Below are 14305 nucleotides of genomic sequence, written 5' to 3' on the forward strand. Positions count from 1 at the left end.
CGCTTCACAGCGAAAGTTAAACAATATATTTTACATGTTGTATATATAATGGATATAAACTTTAAGTCAGGCTTTTTGTTTTATCCTTAATAGTAAATTCATATTACATATGAGCGCGTTTGAAAAAATCTTTTTGATTGGTACCGAATGGGATTTCGTTGGTGAAATTGTATTACGTAGTATCGTAATGTTCATTCTTATCCTTATAGTTTTGCGATTATCAGGCAGAAGAGGCGTAAGGCAATTAACATTATTTGAGGTAGCAATTATTATTGGCTTAGGCTCGGCAGCCGGTGATCCGATGTTCCAAGCCGATATCCCTGTCTTGTATGCGGTGATTGTGTTTAGCTGCGTAATTACGATTTATAAGTTAGTTACTTTACTAGCTTCCCGTTTTAAAGCCGTGGGCGAACTGCTAGAGGGAAAAGCGATGATAGTCGTCAAGGATGGGCTGTTTGATGTGAAACACGAAAACGACAACAGTTATTCTAAAATGGAATTTTTTGCGGAGTTGCGTAATCAATCTGTCGAACATCTAGGACAGGTGCGCCTGGGGGTATTGGAAGTGGATGGAACTCTTAGTCTCCTGTTTTATGGGGAAGAAGATGTCCGCTATGGTCTTCCACTTTTTCCGACCAATTACAAGCATGTAGACACTGCTGTAAGTCAAGGTCCTTTTGCCTGTATGTATTGTGGTTTGGTCAAGGATTTTGTCGGGGACAAATTCAAATGCGAGCGTTGCAAGCGAGATAGATGGACTCAAGCAATGAATACAAGGCGGATTGGATAATAGATAAATAACTTATATCGGTTATTTCAGAGCTCTCTCCAACTTGATGAAAGCCGGTTGCCGATACTATATCCAGACGGATTCAATTTTATTGATATTGAGCTTCGTTGCGACCGATTTATCTGTTGAGAATTTGCTTATATACTTCGATATAATCTCGGCACATCCGTTCTTTTGAAAAATATGCTTTTACTTTTTGTCTACAGGCAGCACGATTAATGAAATTGATACGCTTAACCTTTTCGATGGCGGCGTCAACATTCTCGACAAGAAAGCCATTGCGACTGTCATCAATAAGCTCTGGCATACTCCCTTTGTTAAATGCGACAACGGGCGTGCCACAGGCCATAGCTTCCACTACGGATAATCCAAATGGTTCGCTAAAATTAATAGGATGTAATAAAACACTAGCGTTAGCTAATAATTCATTGCGTTTTGCTGCCCCTACCGAACCAACGTATTCAACCTTCCCTTTTTTTAGATGGGGTTCAATATGCTGCTTAAAATAGTGATCATCCTGAATAATTCCCGCCATAATTAAAGGTTTGTCAAGTGCTCGGGCTATTTCAATAGCTTCTTTGGCACCCTTATCATGATGGATTCGTCCATAAAATAACAAATAATCCTGCGGATGGGCGTTGAAGGTAAACTGATCGAGATCAATACCATGGTAAACTGTTGCAATATAATCAAGCTCGGGAGATCGATCGGCGTTACTGATCGAAACGTAATGACTATATTTATCATACTTTTGGTAGACCGGAAGTATACTAGGGGACGAAAAGCCATGTATAGTACTTACAACTGGGGTTTTTACCAGTTTGGAGTAGGACAGTGGTAAAAAGTCGAACTGATTGTGAATGAGATCGAAGGTTTCTGCATTTTCAAAGCATTCGGAAATATGTAGGCATTCCCACACTTTAGCATTCATAGATCTATCTTCCTCATATCCGGTCGTGCTTACGGCGTGTAAATGTCCTGAAGTAACCGAATCCGCAGTTGCAAACAAGGTAACTTCAACGCCCATTTTTACTAATTCTTCGGTGAGTAATGAGGTAACTTGTTCCCATGGGCCATAGTGTAGAGGTGGAGTACGCCAGGCGATAGGAGAGAGCATTGCGATCTTCATATTGTTACAACATACGTTATCACCTTTTGTTTTTTAAGTGCGTGTCCTAGTCTCTATTCCAGCTGTTTTCTTTAATTGTTTTCATATTTCATAATGGTGTCTTGTATATTGGTAAACAGTTTGTGCTGTTAATGTTAGCTGATTTTAGTACTTGTTTTCATACGCATTGATCATTACTTCTAAAAAGTTGCCCGACATATGATCGCGATAAATCCATCGTACACGAACGTCTTTCGCATAATTGGATTCTACGGTGTTTATACGTAAGATTAGCAGATTTTTACCTGTTATATGGCAATTCATACAGATAATATAAAATAGCTAAACCATTTACATAGAGAGACGTTATACGGTTAGGAAACTAAATAATATAAAGTTATGGCAACAAATAGTAAACAACAAGGCAATATGCCAAATGCACATCTTCACGAATTATTTACGGAAGAATTGAAAGACATATTGGGTGCCGAAAGACAGCTCTTAAAAGGACTTAAGAAAATGGCAAATGCGGCAGGTAACGCGAAACTTAAGGAAGCTTTTGAAACGCATTACCAGCAAACAGAAGGCCAGATCGAACGTTTAAAAACCGTATTTTCTGGCTTAGGAATGGCTGCAAGAGGAAAGAAATGTAAGGCGATGGAAGGCTTACTAGAAGAAGCAGATGAAATCATAGAAGATTTTCAAGATAGTCCAGAAGTTTTAAATGCCGCATTAATTTCTGCAGCCCAGAAGGTTGAACATTATGAAATTGCGAGTTACGGATGTTTAGCAACTTATGCTAAATTGATGGGACATGCGGAAGCTCAAGAATTACTTGGTGCGACATTGGCAGAGGAAAAGGAAACGGATGAATTGCTAACGCTGATTGCGATGGAAGAAGCAAATACGGAAGGCGCATCTAAGTAAATAATAGCTATTGGATAATCCCATAAAAAGCCGGCTCATTAATTTGAACTGGCTTTTTGTTTTTACATATTGTCAGTTTATTTCTCGGCATTACTCGTTTTTATAATACCAGCGGTTAGCGCTTTCCATTGAGGAAAGGAAGCGCCAAATTTTGCTCCCAACCCAACGAGGAAGTTTCGTAGATTGTCGGTAAACTTGGTGTTCTGGGTGTTGACTATTTCGTTACGACCAGCGTAATGTGCTGAAACGTGACTAAGTTTTTTTTCGACTACGAGAGTAGAGGTTGCGAGATTTTTGAAAAAGTGTGCCGTATCCGGATTTTCATTAGTGGGATCCGGACATGGACGAAGCGTCAATATAGTCCGACGGGAAATTTCCGTTTCTTCTTCTTTTATGCTTTCAACGCAAACCCAGTCATATCCATTACTACTGGGAAGTCCTGGCCCTGGAATGTCGATACGTACATAATCTTTAACCTGGACGGCCCTATTCAGCTTCTGGTTACGGCTGTTTACTAAGCAAAACGAAGCAGAAGGGGTATTGGCAACTTCATGCCAGTTATTGATGTCCAATAGGCGGCTTTTGGCGAATGTGTAAAAGTTTGCAGCTTCTAGGGTGTCTGAAAATTCGACGATATCAAAGCAGTCCAGCTTCTTACCTGCAAATTGTTCTGGAATATCGTTTTTAGTTTCCATCTTTTATATATTTTTGTTAATGAAGCTTCTCCTTGTTCTTCTATTCAAAAACAAACAGTTTATCATTTTGTTAAGTGACAAACTACTACAAAATGCAAAATAAAGTACTTAAAAATAATTGCCATTTGTGCCATAATGATAATTGGTGGGGATAAATACTGGTATTCTTTTCGTTAAATACTTAAAAACACCATTCTTGTAAACGATATCTTTTCGATAAAGTTACTGTTATAGATCTTTTTACATTACAACCATAAAATAATATACTATGAAAAAGTCGATTAAATTATTTTTAAGTGTTATTGCAATTTCTAGTGCAGTAGCATGTGGAAATCGAGCGGACAGCGATGGAAATGATATTCCGGACACACGTTATGATGATAACTCGCAAATGGACACATTAAATAGGGATCCGATGGCGGATACCACTGGGCTCATTGATTCAGGAACAACTCCAATGGGCACTCCTACGCCTCCAATCGTGCCATAACTTTAAGAAAATAAAACCCTTTTAAAGCAGCAAAGGAGACTAAAATTTAGTCTCCTTTGCTAGCTATTCGAAAAAACAAGCTGTTTTATTTTACACCCAATTTTGCCTTTACATCAGCAGAAATATCTTCGCCACCTTGAAAATAAATTACACTTCCTGCTGCAAGATCCAATACATATGCATAGCCCTTCTCCTGTGCAACCGCATTGATCGCGGTCATTACTTTTTGTTGAATCGGAGCGAAAAGCTCTTGCTCTTTTTTACCTAATTCTTCTTGCGATACTTTCTGAATTTCTTGGATACGACCTTCTATTTGTCGCATTTCTTCACCTAAAGTTTGTAATTCTGTATCTACGGTTGTTTTGTTGGCTTCGCTTCTGTTTCTTAGTTTGTCGTTGTATGCAGTTTGTTTTTCCGTATATACAGTTACCATCCCTTGAAATTCTTTTTCCTTAGTTTCAGTCAAAGCTTTTAGCTGATCCGCTGCTGTTTTAAAATCGGCTGTAGATTGGAGGATTTCTCCTGAATTTATATGTCCAATTTTTTGTTGTGCATTTACAACCTGAGTTGAAATGAATAATCCCGCTACTAATGCTACTCCTTTTAATAAATTTTTCATTCTTTCCATTTTAGTCTATTCGACACGAATCGTCTTTTCTTTTTATGTTACTCTATTTTGTTAATTATATATATTCTGCAATTATACTAATTATAACTTATTCTGCAAGTTGGGCGTCAGGTTTAAAACCTAATTTTGTAATAATATCATTGCTTTTGTCTAGTTTTGGGTTTGCGAAAAGGAACGTAACCTCCGATCCTTTATCTAAAATGATATCCAAACCTTGTGCATTAGCAATATCTTGAATAGCCTTGGCGACGCGATCTTGTATCGGTTTTACTAAGCGGACCCGTTGCTCATATAACTCGCCTTCATATCCAAATTTTTCTCTCTGAAAATCCTTTACGGCTTTTTCTTTGTTCACAATCTCATCCTCACGGCGTTTGCGCATATCGTCATTTAGTAACACCTGATCATTCTGGTAGGCTTTATATAATCGTTCTATCTCGCCGTATTGTTTATCGACTTCTTCTTGCCATTGTACAGAAAGATCATCTAGATGCTTCTGAGCAGATGCATACTCGGGGATATGTTTCAAAATATATTCTGAATCTACATAGGCTAAGCGCTGCGCGAAAGAGGCAGTAGCGCCAAGGGTTAAAAAGGCTAATACAACTAATATCTTTTTCATTTTCGTTCTTTCTTTTTTGTAAGACAATTATAGGAATAAAAAGTTTAATTAAAAACCTCCCATATTTTGCATGATACTAAATGTGAAATTTTGTTTCCAATTGCTTGAGCTCATACCTGGGATAGGATCGAAGGCATGACCATAATCAATACCAAGCATACCAAATATAGGTAAAAATATACGTGCGCCAACACCTGCAGCGCGCCTTACTTTAAATGGATTTACCTCCGAGAATTTATTCCAGGTATTACCCGCTTCTGCAAATGCTAAAACAAATACGGTGGCTTGTTCATTCAGCATTACAGGATGGCGTAATTCGAGTTGATATTTAGCATATATCGGACTACCTGAATTGATCGCAATCTGTTGAAATCCATTCCCTGTAGATTCTGGAATGATGGTACCATTTGCATAGCCGCGCATGGCCAAAATTTCAGAACCTTGTAGAAAGTCAAATCCCTGCATACCATCACCACCTAACTTGAATCGTTCAAATGTAGAAGTAGGTGTCTCATCCGAATAGCTTCCTAAATAACCAAATTGTGCTTGCGTTTTTACAACTAATTTACCTACTACTTTGGTATACCATTGGGAATCAAATTTCCATTTGTGGTATTCAGTCCACTTATACTTTACGTTATCAACTGCAGTCGCGTAATTAATGTCATTAAATAGCGAGTATGGAGGAGTTAACTGTACAGAGAACTTGATATGTGACCCGGAAGTTGGATAGATAGGCGCATCTACGGAATTACGACTAATCTCTTGGGTGAAGTTAATATTATATGCTGTACCATCAGAGAATAGGAAATAGTTTCCATAATTCTGTAGTTTATACCGTTGAAACGATAAGGAACTATTGATCTGAAAATAATTATCTGGCCATTGTAAACGCTTACCTAATGAAGCTGTAACTCCGGTCATCCAAATACGATTTAATTCGGAGTCGTTTACCATCTGTTCCCCAGTATACATATTAAAGCCACCATAAGATGAATTAGAAGTATAGGCACTTAATCCAAAATAAATGGGTTTTTTCCCGCCTAACCACGGTTCTGTGAAGGAGAAATTATAAGACTGATAACGTTTACCGGATGTCTGGCCCCGAATACTAAGTTTTTGACCATCTCCGCGAGGAAGGGGCTTCCAAGCATCTTTTTTGAATAAGTTGCTTGTCGAAAAGTTATTGAAGGTTAAACCCAACGTACCGATAATTTGACCCGCACCATAACCACCGGACAATTCCACTTGATCGGAAGGCTTTTCGGTGACATTAAATACGACATCCGTCGTGCCTTCTTCGTGATTCATCGATGAGGAAGGAATATCAGGTGTGATCTTTTGCTCATCGAACATACCCAGCTGGGAAATCTCACGTATACTTCTCATGATGAGCTCTCGCGAATATTTCTGACCTGGCTTGGTATAGATGGAACGTAATACCACGCGATCATTTGTAACATCATTACCCTTTACAATAACATTGTTGATAGTGTATTGCTTGCCCTCACTGACCTGGATTTCCAGATCGACGGTATCTTGGTTGATGCGCTTGATAACGGGATTGATACTAAAAGTTAAATATCCGTCATTCTGGTAGAGTGCACTGATGTCATCACTATTACGGGTTGGCCCCATTAATTTGGTGATCATTTTCTCTTCGCTGTACACATCTCCTTTTTCAATGCCTAGGATAATATTCAGTACCGAATCTTTATAGCGTGTATTTCCTGTCCAACCAATATTACCAACGTAATATTTAGGACCTTCATAGACTTCTATATCGATAACGACTTCATTTTCATCATAACGATAAATACTATCTGACAATATCTGTGCATCACGATAGCCTCTATCTTGCAACTTGGAAACCAATGTTTCTTTTGCTTCGGTGTACTTGTCTTCTTTAAATTTACCTGGGCCAAAAATTCTATACCATTTACGCGGTTTTACACCTTTTAAGAATTTTGACATCTGGTTATTCGAGAAAACATCATTTCCAGAGAAATTAACTTTGCGGACTTTGATTTTTTTATTTTTTTCTACATCAACAACGACAATTTCGTTATTGGATTGTGCAGTATCCTTTAGGGTTTTAATTTTGATGTCGGGATACAAGAAGGATTTCTCACGTAGAAAACGTTGTATGGTTAATCGGGTAGATTGCAAAAGGTTTTCATTGACAATTTTGCCAGCTCCCTCATTTAGTCTCTTGCGGACTTCCTCTGTTTGCGACTTGCTGAGCCCCGCAATGTCTATGCGCGTAAGACGTGGTCTCTCTTGCACCCGTATGTCAAAAAAGATATTTTCCCCTTCAATTCGGGACGCCCATAGTTGTACATCGTCAAATAGGTTTTGAGCCATTAAGTTTTTAATAACATTTGCGGTAGCTTCTCCCGGAACCTCAATATATTGGCCCACGACAAGCTTAGAGATCGTAATTAATACTTCGGAATCCAAATATTGGGCTCCTGATACGGTAATGCCACCTATTACGTAATCTTTAGGTTGCAGATAATTTATTTCATTGGGATCTGAAAGATTAATGGGATTGTTACCGATTTGTGAAAATGTCGATGTCCAGCTAAATAAAAAAAATGCTGTTATCAGTATATATATGTGCTTCATTACGTGTTATTATGGATGCTAAAGTACATCAAACTCTTGTTAATTTTTGTTAAAAGAAAAATACGTCTATTTAGTTAATATTTAGCCTTTTCGCTACAAAGGTAATATTTTCATTATAATAAACTGCTTCTTGATGTTTTCATACAGATTTTATTACAACTGTTCGCTTGTTTTTCCAAATCGTCGTTCCCGTAGCTGAAAATCACCTATTGCGTCAAATAGATCATTCCTTGTAAATTCGGGCCACATTTTGGGCGTAAACCAAAGTTCAGTGTAAGCCATTTGCCATAGCAGGTAGTTGCTAATTCTATATTCTCCACTAGTTCTAATCATCAGGTCGGGATCGGGCAGATCTGCTGTATACAGGTGTTGCTCAAATATATTGTCACTGATATCTTCTACACTTAAATCACCGGCTTTCACTTTGGTGGCAATTGCTTTAACCGCATCTACTATTTCCTTGCGGGAGCCATAACTCAATGCTAGAGTAAGGGTACAGGTGGTATTGGATTTGGTGGCCTCGATGGTTTCATTTAACTTTTCCTGACAATTAAAGGGTAAATCCGTAATGTTTCCAATCGTATTCAGTCGAACCCCATTTTTCTGGAAAGTCTTCAATTCTTTACTCAACGAGTTTACCAGCAATTCCATCAGTGCCTTCACCTCCAGTTTGGGGCGATTCCAATTCTCTGAGGAAAACGCATATAACGTTAGGTACTGAACACCTATTTCGATAGCACCTTCTAAGGTTTCTCTTACAGCGCTTACCCCGTTTTGATGACCAAATACGCGTAACTTCCCTAGACCTTTGGCCCAACGTCCATTGCCGTCCATTATAATAGCAATATGTCGCGGTATATTAGTTTTGTCTAGTTTATCCTTCATTGTTATGATGTTCTTCTTTACAATCTATAAGTCTATTGCCACCAATAACATTTCGTACTGATTAAGGTGTACGTCAATGTAAATCCGGCTGTCATATAGCCGTCGTAATTTTTGCCATTTCCTCTCGCTTTGCCAGCATTTGTGTCAATTTGACCACTCGGGTCGGCTAAAAAATCCCAGGTTTCAGGGGATACAGAGTAGGATCTTGGGGGAGAGGTGGCATAATTTTTACTCACGTTATCAATGTTATCATTGAAGGTAGTGCGGTATATTACTTCAGCACCAATACTCCAAGGGCCTTTAATATTATATTTAAATCCAAATCCAAAAGGTACGGAAATGGCAATTTTTGAATATTTGTCGGGATTACTTTCTACATCATGCTCTAACTGCAATTCTCTTAGCTTAATAGTTGTGCCATCTAAATTGACATAAGGGTCATGCAGCGCAGCAGATATGCCGGCTAGCAAATAGGGTGTGTAACGATTAACCGCTTTACCTGCAATGAATCGGAAAAAATTAAATTCTGTAGTTATTGTAAATTCTTTGAGGTGGTTGTTAAATTGTAACGCACGATTTTGCTGTGCAGTGAATTTGGAATCCAGGTCACTGCCATGAAGTGCAATGTAATTAAGTCCAGCCTTAATTCCCCAAGTGGGGTTGAGATTGTACTTTACGGCAACACCGCCACCAATATTCTGATAATAAAAGGGATTGTTAGGATTAATATCCCCCATATAACCGGTTCCAAATCCTGTGATACCAAATTCGTATCGCTGTGCGTAGGATCTTACTTGTGCACAGAGTATAAATAGTATAATGATATATCGGAAATAGACCAATTTTATTGATTTTGGATGTAAAGATAAAGTTTTTAATAGAATACTCTACCTTTAAATTTTGTTAAATAATATGAATTACCCAAGCGTGTCTAATAATTACGTACATCGATACCCCAAAGAAGTTTTTCGCGTAACGTACTGAAATAAGCGTCTTTTTCTAGCCGGATTAAGTTTATGCCAAAGGGTGCTTTTTTAATGGTTAAATGTGTAGAGATAGGTAATGTTTCACTTCGCGAATCGCAGCTTAAGATGAAATTTTCTGTTCTACTTTCGATTTGGAGATGCAATTCCATGTCGGATGAAACGACAATGGGTCTTACATTTAGATTGTGGGGAGAAATAGGGGTAATCACAAAATTACCGCTTCCAGGCATAATAATTGGCCCTCCACAACTCAACGAATAGGCTGTAGATCCCGTAGGGGTAGCAATAATTAATCCATCTGCCCAATAGGAATTAAGAAGTTCGCCGTTGATGGATGTATTGACCGTTATCATCGAAGAGGTATCAAAGCGAAACACTGTAATATCGTTAAGCGCAAAATTTTCCCCTCCGAATAAATCCCGTCCTTCTGTTTCAACGGTTAATAAAGTGCGGGATTGTATAGTATACTCGCCATTCAATATCTTGTGCAGAGCTTCTTTGATCTCGGTTTTCTGAATATTAGCCAGAAATCCCAATCGACCAAAGTTAACGCCGACAATCGGTATTCCGGTGTCTTTGATGATCGAAACTGCGGACAGCATCGTCCCATCTCCCCCCAAGCTCAGCATGAAAGTGATGTGTGTAGGCAGGTCCGTATAGGAAGTAAACGTTTTTAGGTCACTGGGGCAGGAAACGTGTGCTTTGAGAAAGGTGTAGAACTCATCGTAAACGTAGATATCGATCTCTTTTTCGGTGAGGAAAGTAAAAAGTTCTTCTACGAATGTATTTACAGACGTATTAAAAGCTCTTCCGTATATAGCTATAGCAATACTATTCATTACGACGTTTTATGTTCTGCACAAAAATGCAAAAGAATAATTATATATCTAAATAATTCATCAAAAGGTCGTATCGATCTTGTATATCAGACTGATCTCCTCCATCTCTAAAAGTCGCCTTTACTACATAGTCGTTACGCCATAGGGAAGAGACAATTGACGCTATATTTGTTTTGCTGACTTTGATGGTGAGTTCCAGTTTCGAAGATTCAGCAATAGGGCGTACCGCTGTACTCAGGATAACTGTATTTTCGGCTTCTATGAGGCGCGCGACGTGAGAAAGGGCATTGTCTCGCATACCCAGTTCCAAGACTATTATCGCGCCCTCTTGGTAGCCTAGGGTTTCATTCAGCGCAACCAGTAGGTTTTGTTTTGTTAGTATCCCGATATATTCATGATTTTTGTTCAAAATAGGAATGATACAGTAGTCGTAAGATGCGATAAGTTGTAATGCGTCGTAGATATGCTGATAATCGAATAAGTAGATCGGTTTGAATTTAGTAGATAGTACTTCTATTGGAAGACTACCATCTATTTGTTCTAAGAGTAAATCCTCTGATATAAGTCCGTGGTATCGACCATTACTTACGACAGGCAAATATTTGACTTGGAATTCATTCATGTTGTTCAATACAAAATCGACAGTGTCTTTTGGTAGAACTTCATGGAAATCAGATGATATGGATTGGCCAATAAACATTATAGTCTTTTATATGTTAAACAATAAAAAAAGAAAAACGTTTAATCGTTATTCTAAATATATGTATTCTCGAGATCGTTATCCCTACCAAACATACTGATTATTCCTAATTAGTTCATTGTTTTTCTTATCTACTTAATATTATTTTATGTACTTTTACGGTACGGGACACGTGAGAATTTTGAATTCAACCATAACACATGGCGACTGAGCAAGATAAGTTTATACAAGTAAGAGAAGTAATACATAAAAAAAGTCCGAAACTGGCCAAATGGATACCAAAACCATTAATTAGTTATTTAAAACGTACGATTCATGAGGATGAAATAAATTATATCATGACCACCTACAAGGATTTGTATGGGCTAGATTTTGTGGACGCATTGATAAATGAATTGGGTGTTGAAGTTGTTTTGGAAGGTGAAGATAACATTCCTATCGATGAAAGTGTTATTTTTGCTTCCAATCATCCGCTTGGTGGATTAGATGGTATTGCGTTTATGCAGGCCATAGGACGCTATCGGAGGGACGTAAAATTTTTGGTAAATGATATCTTGCTCAATATACGCAATTTAGAACCTCTTTTTATTGGGGTAAATAAAGTGGGAGGACAAAACAAAAATGCCATATCGGCAATAGATGATGCATATGCTGCGAATCAAGCTTTGCTTGTATTTCCGGCAGGTTTGGTCTCCCGTAAGATTGAAGGTGAAATTGTTGATTTAGAATGGAAGAAAAGCTTTATTTCAAAGGCTAAAAAATATAAAAAGAATATAGTTCCTGTCTTTATTGAAGGGAAAAATTCTAACTTCTTTTATAATTTTTCTCGATGGAGACAGAAATTAGGGGTAAAATTTAATATGGAGATGTTATATTTACCAGATGAAATGTTTTCGCAAAGAGGGCAACGGGTGACCATAAAAATTGGTAAAAAAATACCGTATACAGATTTTGATACGGCTAAAAATGAGAGGCAATGGGCTGCAGAAGTGAAGCAGTTGGTTTATGAAATGGCGAAGGACAATAAATAGTGTATGCAAGAAATTATACCTCCAGTAGATAGAGAGCTGATCAAAACGGAACTCACGAAAGAAGCTTTTTTAAGATATACCAATAATGGTAATAATGAAGTTTATCTCGTGAATTACCACTCTGCGCCTAATATCATGCGCGAGATAGGACGTTTACGAGAGATTACGTTTAGAGGTGCAGGCGGAGGAACTGGACTACCGTTGGATATTGATGAAAACGATACGTCAACACATAATTACGATCAATTAATAGCATGGAACCCAGATGATGAGGAAATCATAGCTGGCTATCGGGTGATCAGATGTGATAATGCCATAGATGAACAGGGAGCGATACATTTGTCGACCGCTCATTATTTCGACTTCTCAGAAAAGTTCAAAAGTGAATATCTCCCGTTTACAATAGAACTTGGTAGATCCTGGGTGCAGCCTAAATACCAACCCGCAATTGATAATAGAAAGGGCCTTTTTTCACTAGATAACCTTTGGGATGGATTGGGCGCGTTAGTGGAAATCACACCGGATGTAAAGTACTTATTTGGAAAGGTTACCATGTATCCGCATTTTAATGCACAGGCGAGAGATTTGTTGATCCACTTTATGGAATCGTATTTCCCCGATAAGGACGGATTAGTAAAACCGTACGTGAATCTCAACCTGGGATATAAAACAGATATTTCGAAATTTGTAGGACTCTTCGATGGCCTGTCATATAAAGAAGGGTACAAGATCTTAAATACTAAAGTGAGGGAACTTGGGGAGAATATTCCACCCCTGATTAATACCTACATGAACCTATCACCGTCGATGATGACCTTTGGCACGGCCTTGAATGATGAATTTGGAGAAGTAGAAGAGACGGGTATATTGATCATCCTAGAGGATATCTATCCAGCAAAGAAGGAACGACATATCGTAACCTATGAAAGAGATAAGGTCTATGGAAGTCGTAATAAACAAGTAGAGGGACAGTCTTAGCCCGCTACTTGTTTACATGTAAGGCCATTTCAATATGGGGGATATTATCTTCTAAATAAGGCTCGGTTTCTTTTTGGAAGCCTAAATTCTGATAAAAGCTTTGGAGATGTGCCTGCGCACTTATCCGTAGGCCATTGTTGGGGAATTCGGATAGGATTTGTTCAATACCCCTTTCCATTAATTGACGCCCAATTCCAAATTTTCTATAATCAGAAGCCGTTACTACTCTTCCGATGGAAGACTCTTTATACGAAATGCCTGGAGGAAGTAGTCTTGCATAGGCGATAATGTGATTCTCATGCAAACCAAAAAGATGCTCGGCTTTTAAATCTTTGTCATCGCACTCAGGATATAAACATTCCTGTTCAAGCATGAAAACATTGATGCGCAGTTTCAGAATTTGATATAATTCATAAGGCGACAAATTTTCAAATGTTTTTATCTTCCAGATGATGTTCATTATGTTAGTAAAGATTTCACCACCTCGGAGATTGTTTTACCATCAGCCTGGCCTGCTAGTTTTTGATTTGCAGCACCCATAACCTTGCCCATGTCTTTGATTCCAGATGCATCGGTAGATGAAATAATTTCTTTTATGATATTTTCGATTTCACTTCTATCCAATTGTTTTGGAAGATATTGTTCGATAACCTCTTGTTCCTCTACTTCTATTTGCAACAAATCTTCGCGCCCCTGAGCTTTATAGATCTCAGCCGATTCTTTTCGTTGCTTAACTAGTTTTTGTAACACTTTGATCTCTGTTTCCTCCGAAACTTCTTCGCTACTACCTTTCTCCGTTTTAGCTAATAAAATTGCAGCTTTCACAGCACGCAATCCACGTAACCTGGCAGTGTCTTTAGCGATCATAGCCGCCTTGATATCTTGATTGATTTTTTGTTCTAATGACATGATGTAATAAGTATTAATTATCTAAAGGTGAACCGCGCTAAAGTCGGTTCAAAAGTCGTTTATTTTGCTGTTTAATCCTTTTGTTCTTA

The 14305-nt window shown here is 38.2% G+C and carries 17 protein-coding genes; 5 read left to right on the plus strand and 12 right to left on the minus strand.

Annotation, left to right across the window (positions count from 1 at the left end; all coding sequences use genetic code 11):
* Nucleotides 1–109: 109 nt before the first annotated feature.
* Nucleotides 110–790, plus strand: a complete 681-nt coding sequence (locus FAZ19_RS17965) for a DUF421 domain-containing protein (RefSeq protein WP_136822140.1) — start codon at nt 110–112, stop codon at nt 788–790.
* A gap of 118 nt (nt 791–908) precedes the next feature.
* Here the strand turns inward: FAZ19_RS17965 and FAZ19_RS17970 are convergent, their stop codons facing one another.
* Both FAZ19_RS17970 and FAZ19_RS23955 read right to left on the minus strand, forming a co-directional pair.
* The gene (locus FAZ19_RS17970) at nt 909–1919 is read right to left on the minus strand and encodes a glycosyltransferase family 4 protein (RefSeq protein WP_136822141.1); all 1011 of its coding nucleotides are present in this window, start codon (nt 1917–1919) and stop codon (nt 909–911) included.
* Nucleotides 1920–2063: 144 nt separating this feature from the next.
* Nucleotides 2064–2222 (minus strand): hypothetical protein, encoded by a 159-nt coding sequence (locus FAZ19_RS23955; RefSeq protein WP_169305698.1) that lies wholly within the window; start codon nt 2220–2222, stop codon nt 2064–2066.
* 75 nt (nt 2223–2297) lie between these two features.
* On the opposite strand from FAZ19_RS23955, the gene FAZ19_RS17975 reads away from it, so the two are divergent.
* Entirely contained in the window at nt 2298–2825 is a 528-nt protein-coding gene (locus tag FAZ19_RS17975) for a YciE/YciF ferroxidase family protein (RefSeq protein WP_211245531.1), read from the plus strand.
* A gap of 77 nt (nt 2826–2902) precedes the next feature.
* Here FAZ19_RS17975 and FAZ19_RS17980 read toward each other — a convergent pair whose 3' ends face one another.
* Nucleotides 2903–3520: a hypothetical protein gene (locus FAZ19_RS17980; protein ID WP_136822142.1), complete on the minus strand. Its 618-nt coding sequence runs from the start codon at nt 3518–3520 to the stop codon at nt 2903–2905.
* 268 nt (nt 3521–3788) lie between these two features.
* On the opposite strand from FAZ19_RS17980, the gene FAZ19_RS17985 reads away from it, so the two are divergent.
* Nucleotides 3789–4010, plus strand: coding sequence for a hypothetical protein (locus FAZ19_RS17985; RefSeq protein WP_136822143.1), 222 nt, complete (start codon nt 3789–3791; stop codon nt 4008–4010).
* Nucleotides 4011–4095: 85 nt separating this feature from the next.
* Here FAZ19_RS17985 and FAZ19_RS17990 read toward each other — a convergent pair whose 3' ends face one another.
* From FAZ19_RS17990 to FAZ19_RS18020, 7 genes are all read right to left on the minus strand, one after another.
* Nucleotides 4096–4629 (minus strand): OmpH family outer membrane protein, encoded by a 534-nt coding sequence (locus FAZ19_RS17990; protein WP_136822144.1) that lies wholly within the window; start codon nt 4627–4629, stop codon nt 4096–4098.
* A 97-nt stretch (nt 4630–4726) separates the two neighbouring features.
* Nucleotides 4727–5260, minus strand: a complete 534-nt coding sequence (locus FAZ19_RS17995; RefSeq protein WP_136822145.1) for an OmpH family outer membrane protein — start codon at nt 5258–5260, stop codon at nt 4727–4729.
* 48 nt (nt 5261–5308) lie between these two features.
* On the minus strand, nt 5309–7888 hold the full coding sequence (bamA, locus tag FAZ19_RS18000) for an outer membrane protein assembly factor BamA (RefSeq protein ID WP_136822146.1): 2580 nt from the start codon (nt 7886–7888) through the stop codon (nt 5309–5311).
* A 153-nt stretch (nt 7889–8041) separates the two neighbouring features.
* The gene (locus tag FAZ19_RS18005) at nt 8042–8779 is read right to left on the minus strand and encodes an isoprenyl transferase (protein ID WP_136822147.1); all 738 of its coding nucleotides are present in this window, start codon (nt 8777–8779) and stop codon (nt 8042–8044) included.
* Nucleotides 8780–8805: 26 nt separating this feature from the next.
* Nucleotides 8806–9615, minus strand: coding sequence for a type IX secretion system protein PorG (gene porG / locus FAZ19_RS18010; RefSeq protein ID WP_169305699.1), 810 nt, complete (start codon nt 9613–9615; stop codon nt 8806–8808).
* A gap of 89 nt (nt 9616–9704) precedes the next feature.
* Nucleotides 9705–10598: an NAD kinase gene (locus tag FAZ19_RS18015; RefSeq protein WP_308424014.1), complete on the minus strand. Its 894-nt coding sequence runs from the start codon at nt 10596–10598 to the stop codon at nt 9705–9707.
* A 40-nt stretch (nt 10599–10638) separates the two neighbouring features.
* Nucleotides 10639–11298: a CBS domain-containing protein gene (locus FAZ19_RS18020; protein WP_136822149.1), complete on the minus strand. Its 660-nt coding sequence runs from the start codon at nt 11296–11298 to the stop codon at nt 10639–10641.
* A 200-nt stretch (nt 11299–11498) separates the two neighbouring features.
* On the opposite strand from FAZ19_RS18020, the gene FAZ19_RS18025 reads away from it, so the two are divergent.
* Together FAZ19_RS18025 and FAZ19_RS18030 are read left to right on the plus strand one after the other, a co-directional pair.
* Nucleotides 11499–12329: a 1-acyl-sn-glycerol-3-phosphate acyltransferase gene (locus FAZ19_RS18025; protein ID WP_136822150.1), complete on the plus strand. Its 831-nt coding sequence runs from the start codon at nt 11499–11501 to the stop codon at nt 12327–12329.
* Nucleotides 12330–12332: 3 nt separating this feature from the next.
* On the plus strand, nt 12333–13307 hold the full coding sequence (locus tag FAZ19_RS18030; RefSeq protein ID WP_136822151.1) for a GNAT family N-acetyltransferase: 975 nt from the start codon (nt 12333–12335) through the stop codon (nt 13305–13307).
* Nucleotides 13308–13311: 4 nt separating this feature from the next.
* Here the strand turns inward: FAZ19_RS18030 and FAZ19_RS18035 are convergent, their stop codons facing one another.
* Together FAZ19_RS18035 and FAZ19_RS18040 are read right to left on the minus strand one after the other, a co-directional pair.
* A complete protein-coding gene (locus FAZ19_RS18035; RefSeq protein WP_211245532.1) occupies nt 13312–13767 on the minus strand; it encodes a GNAT family N-acetyltransferase in 456 nt (151 codons plus the stop codon).
* Nucleotides 13767–14216, minus strand: a complete 450-nt coding sequence (locus tag FAZ19_RS18040) for a GatB/YqeY domain-containing protein (RefSeq protein WP_136822152.1) — start codon at nt 14214–14216, stop codon at nt 13767–13769. The genes FAZ19_RS18035 and FAZ19_RS18040 overlap by 1 nt, the downstream gene beginning before the upstream one ends.
* Nucleotides 14217–14305 lie beyond the last annotated feature (89 nt).

The sequence above is a fragment of the Sphingobacterium alkalisoli genome, from assembly GCF_005049105.1.
Taxonomy (GTDB): Bacteria; Bacteroidota; Bacteroidia; order Sphingobacteriales; family Sphingobacteriaceae; genus Sphingobacterium; species Sphingobacterium alkalisoli.